This window comes from Minwuia sp. IMCC3060, from assembly GCF_029909435.1.
Lineage (GTDB): Bacteria > Pseudomonadota > Alphaproteobacteria > Minwuiales > Minwuiaceae > Minwuia.
The window spans coordinates 3,618,009-3,637,908 of the sequence record NZ_CP123782.1 but is presented as its reverse complement, the minus strand read 5'-3'; the positions used below and the strand labels follow the sequence as shown (position 1 = coordinate 3,637,908).

Sequence of the window (19,900 nt, the reverse complement as noted above, 5' to 3'; positions counted from 1 at the left end):
TTCTCGTTCGCCGCAGGAATCTGTTCATGCCCCAGACCGGCCCCCGCAATCTGATCACGGATGTTCCCGGCCTGAAAGTCGGCAATGCGGAAGATAGCGCGGCGATAACCGGTGTCACGGTGATCCTGCCCGACCAGCCCTGTGTGGCTGCCGCCGATGTTCGCGGTGGCGGCCCCGGCACGCGGGAGATCGACGTGATGCAGCCGGAGAACCTGGTGGACCGGATCGACGCCGTTGTGCTCTCCGGTGGCTCCGCCTTCGGTCTGGATGCGGCGGGTGCGGTGATGAACCGGCTGGCGCACAGGGGGCGCGGCTTTGCCGTCGGCCCGCATCACATTCCCATCGTGCCCGCCGCGATCCTGTTCGATCTGATGAACGGTGGTGCGAAGGACTGGGGCGAGGACCCGCCCTACCGGCACCTGGGCCGCGCGGCGCTGGACGCGGTGACGGAGGATTTTGCGCTGGGCAATGTCGGGGCCGGGATGGGCGCGACCGCCGGGCCGCTGAAGGGGGGGCTGGGCTCTGCCTCGCTGGTGCTGGACGACGGCACCAGCGTCGGTGCGCTCGTGGCCGCCAATCCGACCGGTTCCGTGGTGATGGATGACGGCCGCACCTTCTGGGCCTGGGCGCTGGAACGCGACGGGGAGTTCGGCGGCAATCCGCCACCGGGCAGGGTCTCGCCCGACGACAGCGGCATCGCGACGGCCCTGCCGGGGGCAAACACGACCATCGCCGTGGTGGCGACAGACGCGTCCCTGAACAAGGGGCAGGCGAAGCGTGTCGCGATGATGGCGCAGGACGGTCTGGCGCGGGCCATTCGCCCGATCCACACCCCCTTTGACGGGGATACGGTCTTTGCCCTTGCCACGGCCCGGCGCAGCGGTGAGCCCGACCCGGCTGCACTCAGTCAGATCGGCGGTGCCGCTGCGGATTGCCTCGCGCGCGCTGTCGCCCGCGCTGTCTGGTGCGCCGAACCTGTCGCCGGCATCCCGGCCTACCGGTCATGAGCGGCGATGCAGCAGGCGGCGCGCCGCCGGCCGTCGCGGAGCAGAATCCCTATGCCTGGGTCATGGTCGCGGTGGCCTTTGGTCTCCAGACCCTGGCGTTCGGCGGTGTGGGCTCGGTCGGAGTCTTCCTGAAACCGCTGACGGCGGAGTTCGGCTGGTCACGCGGAGAGGCGTCAGCCGGATATACCGCGCTGGCGCTGTCGGCGGCGCTGTTCGGCATCCTCTGGGGCTGGCTGGCCGACCGGAAGGGCGCGCGCAACATTGCCCTGTTCGGCGTACTGATGATGGGGATCTCCTTCTTCGCCCTCAGCATGACCGGTGCGCTCTGGTACTATTACCTGATGTATTTCGCGTTCGGCGCGCTGGGCAACAGCGCCGTGGGCACCCCGATCTATGCCACGGTCGGATACTGGTTCAGCCGCAATCAGGGGCTTGCCATCGGCGTGATGGCCGCCGGGGGCGCGTTCGGTCAGGCGGTGGTACCGTTCGCCGCGCGGCTGCTGATCTCTGCCTGGGACTGGCAGACCGCCTATGCCACCATCGGCATCGGCTTTCTGGTGCTGGGCATTCCGCTCGCCCTGCTGGTGCGTGACCCGCCGACCCGTGTCGTCACCGTCGGTGCGGGCGGTACGCCGTCTCCAGCGGCCGAACCGGATCCGCCCGCGCCGCCGCGTGTCGTCATTCCGTTTCTCAGCTCTGCCGCCTTCTTCTGCTGCATCTGCATGGCGGTGCCGATTGTCCATACGGTCGCCCTGGTGTCCGACCGGGGTATCGCGCCGGAGGCGGCGGCCAGCGTGCTGCTGGTGCTGATGATCGCCGGGATCGGGGGCCGCATACTTGGCGGACGGCTCGCGGACATGGTGGGGCCGGTCAACGGCTGGATGCTGATGTCCTTCGGCCAGACCGTGCTGGTCTTCGCCTTTCCCTTTGTCGAGGGACTCTGGGCCACCTGGATTCTGGCCGCTGTCTTCGGCCTGTTCTATTCCGGTGACATGTCGTCGATCCTGGTCACCGCACGCATGATGATTCCTGCGCGCATTGCCGCGCGATCCATGGGCATCATCATCTTCTTCGGCTGGCTCGGCATGGGGATCGGTGCCTGGGTGGGCGGCTTCATCTTCGACCTGGCGGGCAGCTACGTCTGGTCCTATGCGGTCGCTGCCGGTGGCGGCATCGTCAACCTGCTGATCCTGTGCGGCTTCCGCTTCGTCCTCTCGAACGGTGGCTACAGCCGCTCCCCCAGCCTGCTGGTGCGCCAGTAGGGCGCGGCTCAGAGCTGGCCGGTCAGGAACCGCGCCGCCCAGCGACCGAAGCGGGCGTTCTCCGGCGATTCTGCAAGCGACCGGCGGGCCTGGGTGACGATCTCGGCCGGCAGGGTCTCGACGGCCCGGAAGTCCAGCAGGTCCCGGGTGAAGGGCACCTTGAATTCCGGGTGAAACTGGGCGGTGGCGACCGGTTCGGCATAGCGCACCACCCCGATGGGGCAGAAGTCATTGCCGCCGAGCACCTGTGCGCTGTCCGGCAGGCTGAGCACCTGATCCTGATGAAAGACGATCATGCCGATCTCCGGCACGCCGTCGCCCAACTCAATGCGATAGCTCTGTCGCCCGACCCCCCAGCCGCGGGCTGACTTCTCCGCATGTCCGCCGAGCGCCTCCGCCGCGATCTGGTGACCGAAACAGATGCCCACCTGCGGTACGTCCGCTGCCGCCGCCTGTCGGATGAACTGCTTCAGCGGTCCGATCCAGGGCAGATCGTCATAGACGCCATGCTTCGAGCCGGTGATGACATAGCCGTCGAACTCCGACGGTCTGTAGGGCAGCTCACCGTCGACCACCGGGATGCCGGTGAAGGAGGCGCCCGGCATTGCCGGGTGCAGCCATTCGGCCATCAGGGCCGGGTAGTCGCCATAGGTCGCCTCGATCGGTTCCGGCAGGCGACCGGTTTCCAGGATACCAATGCGCATGGCCCAGATTCCCGTGCTGGTCAGTGGCGTTGCATGATTGCGTTCAGGCGGGTGCGCCCGACGGTGGTGTAGCCGTTCGCCGCGCACAGGCGGACGACAGGCGGACTGTCCTCTCCCTTGCCCGCCTCGACGATCAGGGTCCGGGGCCAGAGGGATTCGGGTGCTGTTTCGAACATGCCGCGCAGCGCCGCCTCGTCATGCCCCTCCAGATCAACCTTCATGGCGTCGATGCGGCTGACGCCATAGCGGTCGCAGATCCGGTCCAGCGGCAGGATCTCGAAACCACCGTCCCCGGCGGCATCGCTCGCCGCCACCTGGTTCTCGCCCCGGTTGTTGCCATGCTCGACAATCGTGCCGCGTCCGGCCTCGGCCCCGACCGCGACCGGGGCGACCGTCACATTGTCCGCGCCCGAGGCGGCCAGGTTGGCCAGCAGTCGCGCCCGGGTCACCGGGTCCGGCTCGACGGCAAGCACCTGCAGCTTCCGGCCCGCAGTCCGGGCGCTGGCCACCATCCAGAGACTGTAGAGCCCGACATTGGCCCCCAGGTCGGCAAAGACGAACGGTTCGCTGTCCGATTCTCGCAGGGCGGCGGCAAGGGCCGCACGTTCCCGATGGTCATAGAACTGCGCGCCGGTCAGCACCCGCTTCTCGCAGCGGTTGGTGCCGGGCCGCAGCCGCGCCCGGATGCCGGGGAAGATCTCCGCGTCGATCGGATCTTCCGGGCCGCGACTGACGATGCGGCGGATCAGGGAACTGAGGGCGCGGCCGGCGCGATTGGCCGGCAGATGCGCCGTGGCGCCCCTCAGGCGCTCCATCGGGGCGGACAGGCGATAGGTGCCGAACGGGGGCTCCATTTCGTGAATGTCGGCCATGTCTCGAACCCCGCAGGCTTGAAGGTGCGCGCACGCGCTTTTCCGTTTACATACGATGAATGCAGCCGGTTGGCGAGATCAGGGGAGACAGAGCACATGGAAGCAATCAGAAGCCCGGAACAGGTCGGTTTCAGCAGCCAGCGACTGGCGCGGATCCGGCCCTGGATGGATGGATACGTGAACGCGGGCAAGCTGCCCGGTGCCATGACCGTCATCGCCCGTCATGGCCAGATCGCCTATGCCGACTGGACCGGCAAGCGGGATGTGGAGGCGGACAGGCCCTGGGAGGCGGACACGCTGCTGCGCATCTATTCCATGTCGAAGCCGATCTGCTCCGTCGCGCTCATGATGCTGTTCGAGGAGGGGCGGTTCCATCTGGATGACCCGGTGGCGCGCTTCCTGCCCGAATTCGCCGACGTGAAGGTGCTGGTGAAGGGCGCGACCGCACTGGATCAGGTGGAGGACTGCCGGGAGCCGCTGACGGTCCATCACCTGCTGACCCATACCTCCGGCTTCACCTACGGGTTCAACGGCGGTGTGCTGGGCGACGCCTACACGGCGGGCAAGATCGACTTCGGCCCGAAGCGGGGCGGTGGTCTGGCCCCGATGGTGAAGGAACTGGCGAAGTACCCGCTGGCGTTCCAACCCGGCAGCCGCTGGAACTACGGCGTTTCGACGGATGTGGTCGGCCGCCTGGTGGAGGTCATCTCCGGCCAGAGCCTGGACGCGTTCCTGACCAGTCGCATCTTCGAGCCGCTGGGCATGTCGGAAACCGGCTTCGGTGTGCCGGAGGACAAGGTGGACCGTTTCGCCGCGCTCTACACACCGAACGAGGACAACTCCATGAAGCTGCTGGAGAAGCCCGACCAGAGCGTGTTCCTGCGCCGCGACGGCATGACCTTCTCCGGCGGTGGCGGACTGATCTCCACCGCCGTGGATTACCTGAAGTTCGTCGAGATGCTGCGCTGCAAGGGCCGCTTCGGGGAGGAACGGCTTCTGGGCCCGCGCACGGTCGATTTCATGGCATCGAACCATCTGCCGGGTGACCTGGCCAGCATGGGCCAGCCGGTGTTCTCCGAAGTCTCCTTCGCCGGTGTCGGTTTCGGCCTCGGGTTCTCGGTGACCCTGAATCCGGCGATCAGCCAGAACATGGGCAGCGTCGGCGACCACGGCTGGGGCGGCATGGCCTCCACGGCGTTCTGGGTCGATCCGGTGGAGGACATGGTGGTGATGTACATGACCCAGCTTGTGCCCTCCAGCCACTACCCGATCCGCAAGGAGCTGCGTGCGCTGGTGCATCAGGCGCTGATCGATTGAGGATGGGGGCAGACTTACTGCCCTTAAGGCCGCGTTAAGCATGTCGGGGTGAAGATGCCGCCGGTTCCCACCACCGGACGGATCATCACCCCGCCATGTCTGACGCACTCGAACAGTTCCGCACCCCCGCGCTGAAGAACAGCCTGCTGGCCGTTGCCTGGTTCGAGGCCAAGGGGACGGAGGCGGGCCGGCGCATTCCGCCGCGCAAGATGCAGATGCTGCTTTATATCGCGCAGGCGCTCTATGCCGCCGTGAACGGCTGCCGCCTGCTGATGCCGAGCGTGTTCGTCGCCAGCACCATGGGGCCGCAGGACCCGAACCTCTACGACATTCTGGAGAATGCGAAGGACCTGCCGATGCCGAAGGAACTGGAGCCGCGCGCGGAAGCCTGCCTGACGCTGGTCTGGCGGCGCTTCGGCGGCATGGGTGTCGACGAACTGGACAATTTCATTGCCCACGACGGGGTGATGGAGGAGGCGCTGCAGACCGCCACCGGCGCCATCCTGCCGCTGCCGGCCCTGGCGGACGCCTATCGCCGGTCGATGATCGAACCTGCCCAGGCCGAGCAGGCGTCGCGCGCAAGGACCGGTCAGGTGATCGAGAACACACCGATCTCTGCGCCGATCCCGGAGCCGATCCCTGAACAGGAAGGCCTGCCCGACAACGTGCCGCGCATGACCATGGGCGGCAAACCGGTCAGGCGCTGGGCCCCGAAACGCCGGGTCTACTGAGGCAATCCGCAGGCGTGCCCCGCCGTATCAACCTCTCGCTGTTGCCATGTCCGCTTGAAACGGTCTAAAGCACCCGCTCCGCAACCGTTTCTGAACGAGACCTGATCATGAGCAAGGGCCGCATCTTTTCCGGCGTGCAGCCGACCGGCAATCTTCATCTGGGCAACTACCTGGGGGCGATCCGCAACTTCGTCCCGCTGCAGGACGATTACGACTGCATCTATTGCGTCGTCGACATGCATGCGATCACGCTCTGGCAGGATCCGGCGGAGCTGAAGGCCCAGACGCGGGAAGTCGCCTCGGCCTACCTGGCCGCGGGCATTGATCCGGCGCGCTCCATCGTCTTCAACCAGAGCCAGGTCAGCACCCACGCCGAACTGGCCTGGATCTTCAACTGTGTCGCCCGCATGGGCTGGCTCAACCGCATGACCCAGTTCAAGGAGAAGGCGGGCAAGCACAAGGAAAATGCCTCCGTCGGCCTGTTCGTCTATCCGAACCTGATGGCGGCGGACATCCTGACCTACCGCGCGACGCATGTGCCGGTAGGCGATGACCAGCGGCAGCATCTGGAGCTGTGCCGCGACATCGCGCAGAAGTTCAATCACGACTTCGGGCAGGAGTTCTTCCCGATCACGGAGCCGCTGATCCTGGGTGCCGCGACCCGCGTGATGAGCCTGCGCGACGGCAAGGCGAAGATGTCGAAGTCCGACCCGTCGGACAATTCGCGCATCAATGTCACCGATGATGCCGACACAATCGCGCGCAAGATCCGCAAGGCCAAGACCGACCCGGAACCGCTGCCGGAAAGCAAGGACGGGCTGGCCGAGCGGCCGGAAGCCGACAACCTGATGGGCATCTACGCCGCCCTGTCCGACACCAGCAAGGAAGCGGTGGTGGCGGAGTTCGCCGGGCAGCAGTTCAGCACCTTCAAGCAGCAGCTCGCCGATCTGGCGGTCGCCCGCATGGGGCCGATCGGGGCGGAGATGCAGCGCCTGATGGCTGCGCCGGATCATGTGGACGCCATCCTGCGGGACGGCGCGGAACGGGCGGAGGCGCTGGCCCGACCGATCCTGAATCAGGTGAAGGATATTGTCGGCTTCTTGCGGTAGCGCGCGCTGACCCCATCTGCAACGATGACAGGCACGCCGCGAGGCGGCGGCGATTTGCCCGTGGTTTGCAGCCCGGCAATGTTCCGGACGAGAGAGGCAGGATTTCATGCGAGAGCTTGGTGACGACCCCGCAGACCGTATTGTCGGTGAGGACCGTCCGAAGCTGAAGGGCGGTACCGGGCGCAGCATCGTGCGCCGCACCTGGAAGCCGCTGGGCGTCGCCATCCTGCTGTTTGCCGCGCTCTACTATCCGGTCGGCAGCCTGATGATCCAGAACGTCTCCGACGATGTGGACTACAGGGTCGAGCCGGTGGATGTGCCCTCGGGTGGCTCGCGTGTGGTTGGCACCATCGCCGCGCTGCTGGATCGGGAAGTGAACCAGAACTGGTGGACGCCGAACGATCCCTGGTTCCTGCCCTCCGCCGCGCTGGACAACATGCCCAACTTCCAGCTTGGCGTGCTGGAGGCGAGCAACCGCCTGACCATCGAACTGGTGGACCAGCTCGGACGGGTGCGCGGCTCCTCTGCCGCGGACGAGGATCTGAAGGAAGCGCGCAGCAAGCTCAGCATCTCAGGCACCAAGTGGACCTGGAATCCTTCCGTGTCGCTGATGCCGACGACGCCGGCTGAGTCGGAATATCGCGCCGCGATCCGCCATCTGCGCAACTACAACACCCGCCTGGCGGCCGGCAGCGCCGTGTTCGACCGCCGGGTGGACAACCTGCAGGTCACGATCGAACGGTTTGCCACTGACCTGGGGGCGGCCAGCCAGGCCATCGATGACCATGTGCGGGAGAACAGCGGCGGCTTCCTGCCCGACTTTCAGGTCGATGACGAGTTCTACCGCATCAAGGGCAAGAGCTACGCCTATTACCTGTTCCTGCGCGACCTCGGCTACGACTTCGATGGTGTCCTGGCAGAACGGAACCTGACCCGTCCATGGGCGGAGATGCTGGGCGTGATGCGCCGCCTCGCGGACCTGAACCCGCTGATTGTCCAGAACGGGTCGCCGGACGGCATGGTGGTGCCCAACCACCTGCTGAACCAGGGTTTCTATCTGCTGCGGGCCCGGACCAAGCTGAAGGAAATCTCCAATATCCTTCTGAAGTGATACGTCTGCGGACCCGATAGCCATCTATGGTCCCCGGCCATCCCTCTCCCCCTCCCGACCACCCAACAGGATAATCCCGTGGGTGGTCGGGAGGGGGAGAGGGATGGCCGAGGTCAACAAACGCCTCCCGAGAGGGATGGCCGGGACCGCCAACAACTCCCGAGAGGGCAGGCCGGGGACCGCAAACGACTTCCGCAAATTCCGCCGGGCTGGCGCTGGTCCCTGAATTCTGAAAGACTCACCTGATCGTTCACAATCGTGCAGCATTTACATGCATCCGAGTCGCCGCCGATGAGCAGTGAGAATACCGAGCACAAGCCACGCCACTTCCTGGTGGTCGTCGATGACACGCCGGAGTGCCGCAAGGCCCTGCGTTTCGCCGCCCGTCGGGCGCATTCGGTGGACAATGGCGGCGTCATGCTGCTGCGCGTGACCGAGCCGCCGGACTTCCAGCACTGGATGGGGGTCGGTGAACTGATGCGGGAGGAAGCGCGTCAGGAAGCCGAGTCGCTGATGACCGATCTTGCCGCCCAAGTGCAGCGTGACACCGGCATGATGCCCCAGTTCATCATTCGGGAGGGCAGCCTGCGGGAGGAAGTCTCCCGTGTGATCACCGAGGACGAGTCCGTGCGTATCCTGGTGCTCGGCGCTTCCGCCGAATCATCCGACCCGGGTCCCCTGGTACGTGCCTTTGCCGGTGAGATGTCGGGATCGCTGCGTATTCCGGTGACCATCGTGCCGGGAACCCTGACCACGGAACAGATCGACCAGCTGAGCTGACCCGGGCACCGAACTTAAGGTTCTGTTAATCCGCGGCTGCTTGAATGACCGGTGGAAGTCTGTCTTCACAACGGATTCAACGGGCGCGCCCCATGGTCGGCATATTCAACAACAACGACAATACCCGGACGTTCACGCCGATCAGCATCGGCAATGATCTGTTGCTGGGGTCGATGAATGCCCGGCTCAGCCAGCAGCAGATCGCCAACTTCACCGCTCCCCGCCAGTCCACCGGCAGCGCATTCGGCCCTGATGTGATCGCCCCCTGGGACCGTCCCGAATCGTCGCTGACGCTGCCGGAAGGGCTGGGGGAGCAACTGGCGCGTTCGCCGCTGTTCAGCCGCAATGACCCCGATGTGCTGACGAGCGGCGGCAACGAGACCAGCGAGAACCTGTTCAGGCTCTGGAAGGGCCTGAAGAAGATGCAGGAGCTGGCGAACTTCGCCCTCAGCGACAGCCGTGCGGAGCGTCTGCTGCCGCAGCTCGACACGCAGTTCGGTCGCTACGAAGCGGAAGTGAAGTCGTTCCTGGAGGCGAGCAGCTTCGACAAGGTGAATGTGCTGCACGGCCCCCTGAACACCAAGGTCGAGACCGACGCGCGCATCCCCCGCGACAAGTCGGTCTACGAGGGACGGCTGCAGTTCTCCTCCACCGACCAGGTGGTTGAGGGGCTGGAGAGTGGCGCGCGGTTCAACATCAATATCGTCAAGAGCGACGATACCAGCATCGATATCGCCATCGACCTGGCCGACATGGGCACGACGGAGAAGACGGTCGCGAACATCGTCAACCACGTCAACGAACAGCTTGAGGCGGCCGAGGTCACTACCCGGTTCCGGACCAACCGCGACGACGATGGCCGCATCGGGATGAAGATCGAACGCTCCATTCTGGAGACCGTCAATCTCAGCCCGGTGGACGCGGAAGCCGCAGTCTACGTCAGCGGAATCTCCGGCGACGGTGAATTTGCCAAGGCGTCGCTGCGCAAGTTCACGGATATTGCCGCCACGCCGATGCAGAACTTCGACGTGAAACAGGAAGTGACCGACGGTGTGTCGGCGGCCCGCGCCACGGCGCTGGGCCCCAATGGCGAGGTCTATACCCTGGGCACGACCACCGGCGACGTCGGCGGGCAGGTCGTGGGTGGGGAGCAGGACGTGTTCCTGACCCGTCATGATGCGGCGGGCAACGAGGTCTGGCGCCGTCTGGTGGGGGCGTCGAGCTCGGCCGACGGGCTGGGTCTGGCGGTTGCGGCGGATGGCTCCATCGCCATTTCCGGCAAGGTCGATTCGCCGCTGACCGAAGGTTCCCCCGACAACGGCATCAACAGTTTCGTCACGCTCTATGATGCGGACGGCGAGGCGCAGTGGACCCGCAACACCGGTCCCGCCGCCGTGGACTCCGCCTTCGCGGTCGAATTCGACGATGTGACCGGTGACGTGATCGTCGTTGGCGCCACCGCAGGCCCGATCAGCGGGCAGACCCACAATGGCGGTCAGGACGCCTATGTCTCCCGCCTTTCGGCCAGCACCGGCAACCTGGTGGAACAGATCCAGTTCGGTGACGCAGGCGACGAGATCGCGACCGCGGTGACCGTGAAGGACGGCGTCATCCATGTTACCGGACAGGACAATTCGCAGGGCTTCCTGAAGACGTTCGATGTCGATGATCTCGCATCCGGTCCGATCCTGGACGTGGCGATCGGCGATGCGGGCGAGACCACGCGTGCGGCGGCGATCGAGGTCAATGACTCCGGCCAGATCTTCATCGCCGGGAACACGACCGACGCGACCTTCACGGGCGCGGGCGTCGACGGGCGGCTGACCCACTCGGGCAGCAGCGATGCCTTCGTCGCGCGCTTCGACGGGACCACCGGGGCCATGGACTTCGGTGCCTATGTCGGCAGCACCGGCGCCGACAAGGCGCAGGGCCTGGCCCTGTCCGGTGGGGAGATCTACCTGGTGGGCCAGACGCAGGGTGACCTGCAGGGCAACACGCTGATCGGATCACAGGACGGCTTTCTGGCCCGCCTGGACGCCAACGGTGCGCCGCTGTCGGTCACGACCACCAGCGGCATCAACGGCCATGCGGAACTGAATGGCATCACGGTCGATGACAGTGGTGACTCCGTCCTGACCAAGCTTGGTCTCGGTCACGGCGACATCGGTGACCTGGGCTCCCTGACCGTGACATCGAACAGCGCCGTGCGGCCCGGCATGTCCTTTACCCTGGCCATCGGTGACGGCCCGGAACGCAGCATCGAGATCGAGGCGGATGATTCCATTCGCTGGGTCGCGTTCCAGATGAACCGCATTCTGGGAAATGACGGTATCGCCGAGGTCAAGAAGGACGGTGATTCCGAGTTCCTGCGCATCACGGCCAAGGGCGACAAGGAAGTGAGGATCGGCGGCGGGCCGGAAGGTTTCGACGCGCTGCCCGGACTCGGCCTGCGTGAAGGCTCGATCTTCGGCAAGGAAGTGAAGGACGACAAGAGCTTCTTCGCGCTGGGTTTCGGCTTCGTCGACCTGTCCAGTCGCGAACGCGCCGAGGAAGCCCGCGACCACCTGGGCTTCACCCTGCAGCAGGTGGAGAAGGCCTTCGAGTTCCTGCAGGAGGAGGAAAAGGATCCGCTGGCCAAGCGCCGCCTGGAAGCCGCCCTCTCCCAGCCCCCGGCACACCTGCAGAAACAGATCGCATCCTATCAGGCGGCCCTGTTCCGCCTCACCGGACAGGGTTAAGGGCCGGATTGGTCTTCTGATTGTCGCCGACCCCGGCCAGCCCTCCGAGAGGGGAGGTGCGGTCCAAGAACGTTCTCCCCCGCCGCTACAGCTTCCTGAACAGCTTGTGATGCCGCTCGAACGTGTGCGGGCGCACTTCGCCGGGCCAGCGGCCCTGCTCCACCGCTTTACCCCAGGCATCGCTTGCCAGCACGTCGGGTGAGTCGATCTCGTACAGGGCGGTCCAGGTCGGGGCCTCGACGGCCACGTCCTTCAGTTCGCCGCCGATACTGACCTTGAAGTCCTGCGCCTTCATGCGGGTCACCTTGCGCACGCCCGGCACCTTCAGCAGCAGGGGCACATGCTCCGTGTCATAGACCTCGTTGAACAGGTCTTCCTTGTCTGGTGCCACATCCATGCTCACCTGAAATACGTACCCACCGCTCATCGCCGGTCCCCCTGTTGTGGAATTCGTGTAACTGTGACCGCGCTGGACAGGCAACGCAATGATGGTGGGGAGCTGATGCGATACTGGGAAGACATGGTGGTGGGGGAGAGCTTCGTTGCGGGACCGCATGAAGTGACGGAGGAAGCGGTGCTGCGTTTCGCCGGCAAGTTCGATCCGCAATATTTCCATCTGGATGCCGAGGCGGCGAAGGATGGCCCCTTCGGCACGCTGACCGCCTCCGGCTGGCACTCGGCCTCCATCGCCATGCGGCTGATGGTGAAGGGCATGCTGTCGGAGCTGGACAGCCAGGGCGCGCCGGGGGTGAAGCTCTGCCGCTGGCTGCGGCCCGTGACCCCGGGCATGCGGCTTTCCCTGCACACCGAACTGCTGGACAAGTATCTGCCGAAGAGCCGCAACGACATCGGCTTCTGCAGCGTGCGTCATTTCCTGCGCACGGAGGACGGTACCGACGTGTTGCGCATGGAGAACGTGTTCATGGTCGGTCGGCGTGGTGACGGGCAGGAAGGAGCATCGGCATGAGCCGCTGGTTCGAGGATATCGAGGTTGGTCAGGTGTCGGAAACCGACAGCTACACCATGACGAAGCAGGAGATCATCGAGTTCGCCACCGAGTTCGATCCTCAGCCCTTCCACATGGACGAGGAAGCCGCGAAGCAGAGCGTGTTCCGCGATCTCTGCGCCTCCGGCTGGCACACGGCAGGCATCCTGATGCGGTTGCAGGTGCTGTCGCGCGGCGGCGATGACGGCGGCTCCATGGGGTCGCCCGGCTTCGACGACCTGCGCTGGCTGAAACCGGTGCGCCCCGGCGATACCCTGCGGGTGCGCAGTACCTGCGTGGAGAAGACGCCCTCGCGGTCCCGGCCGGATCGTGGCTCCGCCGTCTTCCTGGCTGAAGTGATCAACCAGAAGGATGAGGTGGTGATGGATGCGCGTCTGATCGGTATCATCCGCAAACGCGAAGCCGGTCCTGCGTGAAGCCGGCACGAACGAGAGCCAGGAATGAAACCCGGGGGGAACGAGCATGGGCGACTGGATCAGACTGACGGCTGAGGATGGCCATTCCTTCGACGTCTATCGCGCGGCACCGGAAGGCAAGCCGAGAGGCGCGGTCGTTGTGGTGCAGGAGATATTCGGGGTCAATCCGCACATCCGGAATGTCACCGATGGCTATGCGGAGGCGGGCTATCTGGCGCTGGCCCCGGCGATCTATGACCGGGTCGAGCCGGGGCTGGAGTGCGGCTATACCCCCGAGGACATCGCCAGGGGGCGGGACTGGCGCGCGGCCTGCGATCTGGACAAGGTCATGCTGGACCTGTCCGCGACGGTCGATGAGGCGGGCAAGTCGGGCAAGGTCGGCATGGTCGGATACTGCTGGGGCGGGACGCTGACCTTCGTTTCCGCCTGCCGTCTGGCCCCGCGCCTGAGCGCCGCCAGCGGCTATTACGGTGGCCAGATCATGCCGCATATCGCGGAGCAGCCGGGGGCGGCGACCATGCTGCACTTCGGCGAACTCGACAAGTCGATCCCGCTGGACGATGTGGAGGCGATCCGCGCCGCCCATCCGGAGGTGGAGGTCTTCGTCTACAAGGGTGCCGGCCACGGCTTCAATTGTGACCATCGGGCCGATCACCACCCGACCCACGCCGCCACGGCGCTGAAGCGGACACTGGACCTGTTCGCGAAGCACCTTGGCAGTTGAACCGCCTGAAAGTCGCCCCGGCCCGTTCCCCGGTTTCGGTTGCATGGCGCGCCTGTCGCGCCTAACCATGGGGCAGGGAAGAACACGCGCAACGGGCTGACGGAACCAGGCCAGCCTCGGAGGACAAGGCCAATGAGCCGACAGGATCTCTATCTCGTATTCGGCGGCACCCTGCTGGACCCGCGTGAGAATGTGCTCGCGGACCCGGACAATGTCGAAGTTGCCGGAATCTACTCGACCTACGACAAGGCACTGAATGCATGGCGCAGCCGCAGCCAGGCGAACGTCGATGATGCCTATGTCCGCTATTTCATCGCGCCGCTGCACCGGTTGATGCACCCCGACGAAGGCGCCTGACCGGCACGGAGGCAACCGGACCATGCGGCTGGAGGTAGTGGACAGCGACATTACCCGGCTGCATGTCGATGCCGTGGTGAATGCCGCCAACGAGACCCTGCTGGGTGGTGGTGGTGTCGATGGCGCGATCCATGCTGCTGCCGGGCCGGAACTGCTGGAGGCCTGCCGTCTGATCGGTGGCTGCCCCACCGGCCAGGTGCGCCTGACGGACGGATTCCGGCTGCCCGCGCGCCACATCATGCATACGGTCGGCCCTGTCTGGCAGGGCGGTGAGGCGGGGGAGCCGGAACTGCTGGGCCAGTGCTATCAGCGCTGCATGGAACTGGCGGTATCGCGCCGCTTTCGCTCCATCGCCTTTCCGGCGATTTCCACCGGCGTCTATGGCTATCCCCTGCGCAAGGCGGCCCAGATCGCCGTCGGGACCGTGCTGGATTTCCGCAAGGTGAAACACGCGCCGACGCGCATCACCTTCTGCTGCTTCGGCAGGGAAGCCACGGATGTCTACAGCCTGACCCTGGCCGAAATGGGCTCCGCCTGACGCCGCGGCTTCAGACCGAGACAGCCTTCTCCAGCGCCGCAGGCTTCGGCCCGCCAGTGGCCCAGTCCAGCAGTTCCGCCGTATGGACCACCGGCACGTCGGTGCCACCGCCAAGCTGGGTCATGCAGCCGATGTTGCCGGCGGCGATCACGTCGGGCCTGGTGCGGGCGATGTTGGCCAGCTTGCGGTCCTTCAGCTTCTCCGCGATCTCCGGCTGCATGATGTTGTAGGTGCCGGCGGAGCCGCAGCAGAGATGTGGCTCGGCGGGTTCGCTGACCCGGAACCCGGCGGCGCGCAGCAGTGTCTTCGGCGGATCCAGCACCCGCTGGCCATGCCGCAGTGAACAGGCGGAATGGTAGGTCACATTCAGGTCCTCGGGCGCAACCAGACCCTCCGGCAGACCGATCTGGTCCAGCAGTTCCGTGATATCGACGGTCAGGTCTGAAACCGCCTTTGCCTCGGCCGCGCAATCCGGCTCGTTGCGCAGCATGAAGCCATAGTCCTTCACGGTGGTGCCGCAGCCGGAGGCGTTGATGACAATGGCATCCAGGCCGTCGCCCTCGATCTCCCGCGTCCAGGCACGGATGTTGGCGCGGGCCGAGGCGAAGGCCGATTCCTCATGCCCCATGTGATGCGTCAGCGCCCCGCAGCACCCGGCGCCGCGCGCCACCACGACTTCGCAGCCCAGCCGGGTCAGCAGTCGGATGGAGGCTTCGTTGATCGCCGGGTTCAGCACCTGCTGGGCACAGCCGGTCATCAGGGCCACCCGCCGCTTGCGCTCCCCCTCCGCCGGGAAGGTCTGTGGCCGGTCCATCGGGGAGGGGCTGTGCAGGTCAGCGGGGGCCAACCGCAGCATCGCCCCCATTCGGCCGCCGAACATGCCGCCCAGCAGCCCGGCCAGCGGACGGGACAGCCAGGCGCCGATCAGGGCCAGCCGGAACCGCCCCGGATGCGGCAGGATCTCCGCCAGCACGGCGCGCAGGAAGCGGTCGGACCTGGGGCGTTCGTGATTTTCCTCGATATGGGCGCGGGCATGATCGACCAGATGCATGTAGTGCACGCCGGAGGGGCAGGTGGTCATACAGGACAGGCAGGACAGGCAGCGGTCCACGTGATGCACCACCTCCGGTGCCGGTGCCCCGCCGGTCTCCAGCATCTCCCGGATCAGCCAGATGCGCCCGCGCGGGCTGTCGCGTTCGTCGCCCAGAGTGACGTAGGTCGGACAGGTCGCAGTGCAGAAGCCGCAATGCACGCAATTGCGCAGGATCTCGTTGGACCGGGCGATACCCGGATCGGCAAGCTGAGCCTCGGTGAAGCGTGTCTGCATCGTTCAGACCCCCTCCACCATGCGGCCCGGATTCAGAACGCCGCGCGGATCGAAACCGTCCTTGATGCGCTTCGTCAGGGCGGCGAGCGGTGCAGGCTGCGGCTGAAACACCGGAATGCGCGCGCGCAGGTCCGCCGCACCCCGGATCAGCGTGGCATGGCCGCCATCCATGGTGCTGCGGATGCAGTCGACGCCGCCATCCTCCGCCCCCGGCTCCAGCGCCAGCCAGAGCTGTCCCCCGGCCCAGTCCATCAGGCCCCGGCCCGGCACCTGGTCGAGGATGCCGGTCATCGTGCGCGCGCCGTCCGTAGGCGTCACCGACAGCCGCCAGAGCGGATTGCCGGCGACGGTCTCTCCATCCAGCAGGGGGGAGACATCGCGCACTTCCCGCCAGAAGGTGATGGAGCGATGGGTATGCAGTTCCTCGATGCCCTGAGGTCTGGCGCCCTCAACGGCGGCAAGCATGGTCTTCAGCGCGGTGGCCCGATGGGTGACGGACGGTGCCGGTCCCTCCAGGCGGATGGCGGTGACGCTGGCTCCGGCCCCGGAGATGAAATCGACGGCGCTGCGTGCCGCAACCTCTGTCGGCAGGTGACAGAGACCGGATACGTCATGGGGCGACCCGGCGGCGTCCGCCATCGCCTGCACGGCCTGTTCCGCCGACAGGCCAAAGGCCAGCACGGTCCAGATCTTCTCGGCCCGTGGCAGGACCTTGAAGGTGACTTCGGTCATGGCGGCCAGGGTGCCGAAGCTGCCGCACATCAGCTTGCAGAGGTCATACCCGGTGACGTTCTTCACCACCCGCCCGCCGGACTTGAAGATCTCGCCACGCCCGGAAACCCCCCGGAATCCCAGCAGGTGATCGCGTGCCGACCCGGCCCTGAAACGACGCGGCCCGGCCAGGTTGCAGGCAAAGACGCCGCCGATGCTGCCATCCGTCACCGCGTTGGCCTGCAGATGCCCCATGTGCGGTGGCTCGAACGCCAGTTCCTGGTTCTCCGCCGCCAGCGCCGCCTCGATCTCCGCCAGCGGGGTCGCGGGTCCGGCGCTCATCACCAGTTCATCGGGCTCATACATGCGGATGCCGCTGAAACCGGAAAGGTCCAGCAGTCCGGCGGTCTGCATCGCCCGCCCGAACCCGCGTTTCGATCCGCGCCCGATCAGCTCCAGCGGCTGTTCGGCAGCAATCGCATGGGCCAGCACCTCCGCCAGATGCTCCTCCGACCCCGGCTTGAAATCCTGTCCGCTCATCTGGTGGAAATCCCTGGCAGGTATCGCGAACCTGCCCCACGCTGATTCTGTCCCGCGAGAGAGAATGCGGAAGTGCTCGGATGACGCCGTCCGCGCCCCTTCCCCCTTGACGGGGGAAGGTCGGGAAGGGGGTGCGGGGCCGTTGTCGCGGGCTTGGAGGCCAATCCTGGAACGCCGGGCTTCCCCCCCACCTCGATCCTCCCCCGCCAGGGGGGAGGAGGAAGGGCGGCAACGGAGCCACCGGTGTGCTTCATACCGGACCTGTTCATCAGAAGCGCGGCAGGTCGGGGAAGGGCATCTGGCCCCGGTGAATGTGCATCCGGCCCAGCTCCGCGCAGCGGTGCAGGGTGGGGAAGACCTTGCCCGGGTTCAGCAGGCCGTCGGGGTCGAAGGCGCATTTCAGGCGCTGCTGCTGGTTCAGGTCCACCTCCGTGAACATCTCCGGCATCAGGTCGCGCTTCTCCACGCCGACGCCATGCTCGCCGGTCAATACTCCGCCCACCTCGACGCAGAGCCTCAGGATATCGGAGCCGAACTCCTCCGCCCGCTCCAGCTCTCCCGGTGCGTTGGCATCATAGAGGATCAGGGGATGCAGGTTGCCGTCGCCGGCATGAAACACGTTCGCGACTCCGAGACCGTACTTCTCCGACATTTCCGACATGCGCTTCAGCACCAGGGGCAACTGGCGGCGCGGGATGGTGCCGTCCATGCAGTAATAGTCGGGGGAGATGCGACCGACAGCGGGGAAGGCGGCCTTGCGCCCGGCCCAGAAGTTCATCCGCTCCGCCTCGGTCTCGCTGACCCGGACAGAGACCGCGCCGCACGCCGTGCAGATGCCGCTGACGACCTCCGTCAGATGATCGACCTCCGCCTCCGGGCCGTCCAGTTCGATGATCAGGATGGATTCCACATCCAGCGGATAGCCTGCATGGCAGAAGGCCTCCGCCGCGTGGATGGCGGGCCGGTCCATCATCTCCATGCCCGCCGGAATGATCCCGGCGCCGATGATGCGCCCGACGCAGTCGCCGCCCTGCTCCACGGTCGGAAAGCCGACCAGCAGCGCCCGCACGGTCTCCGGCTTGCGCAGGATGCGCACGGTGACTTCCGTCACCACGCCCAGTAGCCCCTCCGACCCCGTCATGATGCCCAGCAGGTCATAGCCCTCCGCATCCAGGTGCTTGCCGCCGATGCGCAGGATCTCGCCGTCGATGGTCACCATCTCGATGCCGAGGATGTTGTTGGTGGTCAGGCCGTACTTCAGGCAGTGCACGCCGCCGGAATTCTCCGCCACATTGCCGCCGATGGAACAGGCGATCTGGCTGGAGGGATCGGGGGCGTAGTAGAAACCCTCCCCCTCGACCGCCTGGGTGATGGCCAGGTTGGTGACGCCGGGCTGCACCGTGGCGGTGCGGTTGTCGTAATCGATCTCCAGCACCCGGTTGAACTTCCCCAGTCCCAGCAGCACCCCGTCCGCCAGCGGCAGCGCGCCGCCGGACAGCGAGGTGCCGGAACCGCGCGGCACCACCTTGACGCCCCAGTCCCTGCAGAGCTTCAGGATGCGGCTGACCTCCTCCGTGGTCTCGGGCAGCACGGCGATCATCGGCGGCTGGCGATAGGCGGTCAGCCCGTCACTCTCGAAGGCCTTCAGGGTTGCCTCGTCCACGATGACATGAGCGTCGGGCAGGAAATCACGGAATGCGGCGACCAGGTCGCTCCGGCGCGCAATCGTCGCCTCGTCCGGTTTCGGCATCTGCATGGAACTGCCCCCCGTTCTTCATTGCTGCGCCGGATTCATTCCGGTCCGCTTGCGCGGGGACCGCAACGCCAGTCGCTTTCGGAGCGTTATAGCAGACCGTGCTGGCGCAGGCAGTCATTCAGTGCATCAGGTGCCGTGAAGGTATGGACGTGATAGCCCAGCGCCGCCGCCGTGGTGGTGTTGCGCGGACTGTCATCGACGAACAGTGTCCGTGCGGGGTCCAGCCCATGGGTCTGCTGGCAGATCTCGAAGATCCGGGGATCGGGCTTTGCCACCTTCACGCGACCGGAGACGGTGATGCCGCGGAACCGTGACAGGAACGGCAGCCGTTCCTCCGCGTGGTGGAAGGTCTCCGCAGACCAGTTCGTCAGGGAATAGAGGGGAACGTCGCGGGCGTGAAGCGCCTCCAGCAAGGCGACGGAGCCATCGATCGGGCCCTTCATGGTCTCCGGCCAGCGGTGCCAGAAGGCCTCGATCTCTTTCCTGTACCAGGGATGCTGGTCGGCGAGCGCGGCGACATTGTCGGGGAAGGATTCGCCTGCGTCGTGGCGTACGTTCCAGGCCCCGTTGCAGACATGCGTCAGGAACCAGTCCATCTCATGTGGCCGGTTCCGGAAAAGCTTGCTGTAGAGGTAGCGCGGGCTCCAGTCGACCAGCACATTGCCCAGATCGAACAGGACGGTGTCAGGCCGGGTGGTTGCCTGGTCAGTCATGGCCTGCAATCACATCCGGTCCGGTCGGCCCACGCGTGGGCAATCAGCCCTGGCGCGCCTTCATGCGCGGATTGCGCTTGTTGATGACGTAGAGCCGACCCTTGCGACGGATCAGGCGATTGTTGCGGTCGCGCGAACGCAGCGACTTCAGCGAATTGACAACTTTCATCGTACTCTCTCA

21 protein-coding genes are annotated in these 19,900 nt (G+C 66.0%); 13 read left to right on the top strand and 8 right to left on the bottom strand.

Features of this window, described 5'->3' with window-relative positions; genetic code table 11:
• The first annotated feature begins 26 nt into the window (after nt 1–26).
• Nucleotides 27–1,007: a P1 family peptidase gene (locus tag QGV54_RS17035; RefSeq protein ID WP_281019451.1), complete on the top strand. Its 981-nt coding sequence runs from the start codon at nt 27–29 to the stop codon at nt 1,005–1,007.
• A complete protein-coding gene (locus QGV54_RS17030; protein WP_281019452.1) occupies nt 1,004–2,269 on the top strand; it encodes an MFS transporter in 1,266 nt (421 codons plus the stop codon). Before QGV54_RS17035 ends, QGV54_RS17030 begins: the two co-directional genes overlap by 4 nt.
• 8 nt (nt 2,270–2,277) lie before the next feature.
• Here QGV54_RS17030 and QGV54_RS17025 read toward each other — a convergent pair whose 3' ends face one another.
• Both QGV54_RS17025 and QGV54_RS17020 read right to left on the bottom strand, forming a co-directional pair.
• Nucleotides 2,278–2,973 (bottom strand): hypothetical protein, encoded by a 696-nt coding sequence (locus tag QGV54_RS17025; protein ID WP_281019453.1) that lies wholly within the window; start codon nt 2,971–2,973, stop codon nt 2,278–2,280.
• Between the two features lie 20 nt (nt 2,974–2,993).
• Complete coding sequence (locus tag QGV54_RS17020; RefSeq protein ID WP_281019454.1) at nt 2,994–3,845, bottom strand: FkbM family methyltransferase; 852 nt, start codon at nt 3,843–3,845, stop codon at nt 2,994–2,996.
• Between the two features lie 96 nt (nt 3,846–3,941).
• Here QGV54_RS17020 and QGV54_RS17015 point away from each other — a divergent pair, with 96 nt between their 5' ends.
• The 6 genes from QGV54_RS17015 to QGV54_RS16990 all read left to right on the top strand — a co-directional run bounded on the left by QGV54_RS17015 (nt 3,942) and on the right by QGV54_RS16990 (nt 11,631).
• Entirely contained in the window at nt 3,942–5,162 is a 1,221-nt protein-coding gene (locus tag QGV54_RS17015; RefSeq protein WP_281019455.1) for a serine hydrolase domain-containing protein, read from the top strand.
• 95 nt (nt 5,163–5,257) lie between these two features.
• Nucleotides 5,258–5,893, top strand: coding sequence for a hypothetical protein (locus QGV54_RS17010; protein WP_281019456.1), 636 nt, complete (start codon nt 5,258–5,260; stop codon nt 5,891–5,893).
• A gap of 107 nt (nt 5,894–6,000) precedes the next feature.
• Complete coding sequence (gene trpS / locus QGV54_RS17005) at nt 6,001–7,002, top strand: tryptophan--tRNA ligase (protein ID WP_281019457.1); 1,002 nt, start codon at nt 6,001–6,003, stop codon at nt 7,000–7,002.
• Nucleotides 7,003–7,108: 106 nt separating this feature from the next.
• Complete coding sequence (locus QGV54_RS17000) at nt 7,109–8,113, top strand: DUF2333 family protein (protein WP_281019458.1); 1,005 nt, start codon at nt 7,109–7,111, stop codon at nt 8,111–8,113.
• Nucleotides 8,114–8,404: 291 nt separating this feature from the next.
• Nucleotides 8,405–8,893, top strand: a complete 489-nt coding sequence (locus QGV54_RS16995; protein ID WP_281019459.1) for a universal stress protein — start codon at nt 8,405–8,407, stop codon at nt 8,891–8,893.
• A gap of 92 nt (nt 8,894–8,985) precedes the next feature.
• Nucleotides 8,986–11,631 carry a hypothetical protein gene (locus tag QGV54_RS16990; RefSeq protein ID WP_281019460.1) on the top strand — a complete coding sequence of 882 codons (2,646 nt, stop codon included), beginning with the start codon at nt 8,986–8,988 and terminating at the stop codon, nt 11,629–11,631.
• An 85-nt stretch (nt 11,632–11,716) separates the two neighbouring features.
• Here QGV54_RS16990 and QGV54_RS16985 read toward each other — a convergent pair whose 3' ends face one another.
• On the bottom strand, nt 11,717–12,028 hold the full coding sequence (locus QGV54_RS16985) for a hypothetical protein (RefSeq protein ID WP_281019461.1): 312 nt from the start codon (nt 12,026–12,028) through the stop codon (nt 11,717–11,719).
• A gap of 105 nt (nt 12,029–12,133) precedes the next feature.
• On the opposite strand from QGV54_RS16985, the gene QGV54_RS16980 reads away from it, so the two are divergent.
• The 5 genes from QGV54_RS16980 to QGV54_RS16960 all read left to right on the top strand — a co-directional run bounded on the left by QGV54_RS16980 (nt 12,134) and on the right by QGV54_RS16960 (nt 14,672).
• Nucleotides 12,134–12,598, top strand: coding sequence for a MaoC family dehydratase (locus QGV54_RS16980; protein WP_281019462.1), 465 nt, complete (start codon nt 12,134–12,136; stop codon nt 12,596–12,598).
• On the top strand, nt 12,595–13,053 hold the full coding sequence (locus QGV54_RS16975) for a MaoC family dehydratase (protein WP_281019463.1): 459 nt from the start codon (nt 12,595–12,597) through the stop codon (nt 13,051–13,053). Before QGV54_RS16980 ends, QGV54_RS16975 begins: the two co-directional genes overlap by 4 nt.
• 46 nt (nt 13,054–13,099) lie before the next feature.
• The gene (locus QGV54_RS16970) at nt 13,100–13,777 is read left to right on the top strand and encodes a dienelactone hydrolase family protein (RefSeq protein ID WP_281019464.1); all 678 of its coding nucleotides are present in this window, start codon (nt 13,100–13,102) and stop codon (nt 13,775–13,777) included.
• Nucleotides 13,778–13,909: 132 nt separating this feature from the next.
• Entirely contained in the window at nt 13,910–14,134 is a 225-nt protein-coding gene (locus QGV54_RS16965) for a DUF4170 domain-containing protein (RefSeq protein WP_281019465.1), read from the top strand.
• 22 nt (nt 14,135–14,156) lie between these two features.
• A complete protein-coding gene (locus QGV54_RS16960; RefSeq protein WP_281019466.1) occupies nt 14,157–14,672 on the top strand; it encodes an O-acetyl-ADP-ribose deacetylase in 516 nt (171 codons plus the stop codon).
• A 10-nt stretch (nt 14,673–14,682) separates the two neighbouring features.
• Here the strand turns inward: QGV54_RS16960 and glcF are convergent, their stop codons facing one another.
• The 5 genes from glcF to ykgO form a co-directional block, all read right to left on the bottom strand.
• Nucleotides 14,683–15,999 carry a glycolate oxidase subunit GlcF gene (gene glcF, locus QGV54_RS16955; RefSeq protein WP_281019467.1) on the bottom strand — a complete coding sequence of 439 codons (1,317 nt, stop codon included), beginning with the start codon at nt 15,997–15,999 and terminating at the stop codon, nt 14,683–14,685.
• A 3-nt stretch (nt 16,000–16,002) separates the two neighbouring features.
• Entirely contained in the window at nt 16,003–17,250 is a 1,248-nt protein-coding gene (gene glcE / locus QGV54_RS16950; protein WP_281019468.1) for a glycolate oxidase subunit GlcE, read from the bottom strand.
• A 268-nt stretch (nt 17,251–17,518) separates the two neighbouring features.
• Complete coding sequence (locus QGV54_RS16945; RefSeq protein ID WP_281019469.1) at nt 17,519–19,006, bottom strand: FAD-linked oxidase C-terminal domain-containing protein; 1,488 nt, start codon at nt 19,004–19,006, stop codon at nt 17,519–17,521.
• 86 nt (nt 19,007–19,092) lie between these two features.
• Nucleotides 19,093–19,719 carry an HAD family phosphatase gene (locus tag QGV54_RS16940; protein ID WP_281019470.1) on the bottom strand — a complete coding sequence of 209 codons (627 nt, stop codon included), beginning with the start codon at nt 19,717–19,719 and terminating at the stop codon, nt 19,093–19,095.
• 43 nt (nt 19,720–19,762) lie between these two features.
• The gene (gene ykgO, locus QGV54_RS16935) at nt 19,763–19,888 is read right to left on the bottom strand and encodes a type B 50S ribosomal protein L36 (RefSeq protein WP_281019471.1); all 126 of its coding nucleotides are present in this window, start codon (nt 19,886–19,888) and stop codon (nt 19,763–19,765) included.
• Nucleotides 19,889–19,900 lie beyond the last annotated feature (12 nt).

Coding starts and splice junctions, on each gene's coding strand:
- QGV54_RS16970 (WP_281019464.1), top strand. CDS start 13,100: ATGGGCGACTGGATCAGACTGACGGCTGAGGATGGCCATTCCTTCGAC.
- QGV54_RS17015 (WP_281019455.1), top strand. CDS start 3,942: ATGGAAGCAATCAGAAGCCCGGAACAGGTCGGTTTCAGCAGCCAGCGA.
- QGV54_RS16980 (WP_281019462.1), top strand. CDS start 12,134: ATGCGATACTGGGAAGACATGGTGGTGGGGGAGAGCTTCGTTGCGGGA.
- QGV54_RS16985 (WP_281019461.1), bottom strand. CDS start 12,028: ATGGATGTGGCACCAGACAAGGAAGACCTGTTCAACGAGGTCTATGAC.
- QGV54_RS16975 (WP_281019463.1), top strand. CDS start 12,595: ATGAGCCGCTGGTTCGAGGATATCGAGGTTGGTCAGGTGTCGGAAACC.
- glcF (WP_281019467.1), bottom strand. CDS start 15,999: ATGCAGACACGCTTCACCGAGGCTCAGCTTGCCGATCCGGGTATCGCC.
- QGV54_RS17010 (WP_281019456.1), top strand. CDS start 5,258: ATGTCTGACGCACTCGAACAGTTCCGCACCCCCGCGCTGAAGAACAGC.
- QGV54_RS16995 (WP_281019459.1), top strand. CDS start 8,405: ATGAGCAGTGAGAATACCGAGCACAAGCCACGCCACTTCCTGGTGGTC.
- QGV54_RS17020 (WP_281019454.1), bottom strand. CDS start 3,845: ATGGCCGACATTCACGAAATGGAGCCCCCGTTCGGCACCTATCGCCTG.
- QGV54_RS17030 (WP_281019452.1), top strand. CDS start 1,004: ATGAGCGGCGATGCAGCAGGCGGCGCGCCGCCGGCCGTCGCGGAGCAG.
- QGV54_RS17035 (WP_281019451.1), top strand. CDS start 27: ATGCCCCAGACCGGCCCCCGCAATCTGATCACGGATGTTCCCGGCCTG.
- QGV54_RS16965 (WP_281019465.1), top strand. CDS start 13,910: ATGAGCCGACAGGATCTCTATCTCGTATTCGGCGGCACCCTGCTGGAC.
- QGV54_RS17000 (WP_281019458.1), top strand. CDS start 7,109: ATGCGAGAGCTTGGTGACGACCCCGCAGACCGTATTGTCGGTGAGGAC.
- ykgO (WP_281019471.1), bottom strand. CDS start 19,888: ATGAAAGTTGTCAATTCGCTGAAGTCGCTGCGTTCGCGCGACCGCAAC.
- QGV54_RS16960 (WP_281019466.1), top strand. CDS start 14,157: ATGCGGCTGGAGGTAGTGGACAGCGACATTACCCGGCTGCATGTCGAT.
- QGV54_RS16945 (WP_281019469.1), bottom strand. CDS start 19,006: ATGCAGATGCCGAAACCGGACGAGGCGACGATTGCGCGCCGGAGCGAC.
- trpS (WP_281019457.1), top strand. CDS start 6,001: ATGAGCAAGGGCCGCATCTTTTCCGGCGTGCAGCCGACCGGCAATCTT.
- glcE (WP_281019468.1), bottom strand. CDS start 17,250: ATGAGCGGACAGGATTTCAAGCCGGGGTCGGAGGAGCATCTGGCGGAG.
- QGV54_RS16940 (WP_281019470.1), bottom strand. CDS start 19,719: ATGACTGACCAGGCAACCACCCGGCCTGACACCGTCCTGTTCGATCTG.
- QGV54_RS17025 (WP_281019453.1), bottom strand. CDS start 2,973: ATGCGCATTGGTATCCTGGAAACCGGTCGCCTGCCGGAACCGATCGAG.
- QGV54_RS16990 (WP_281019460.1), top strand. CDS start 8,986: ATGGTCGGCATATTCAACAACAACGACAATACCCGGACGTTCACGCCG.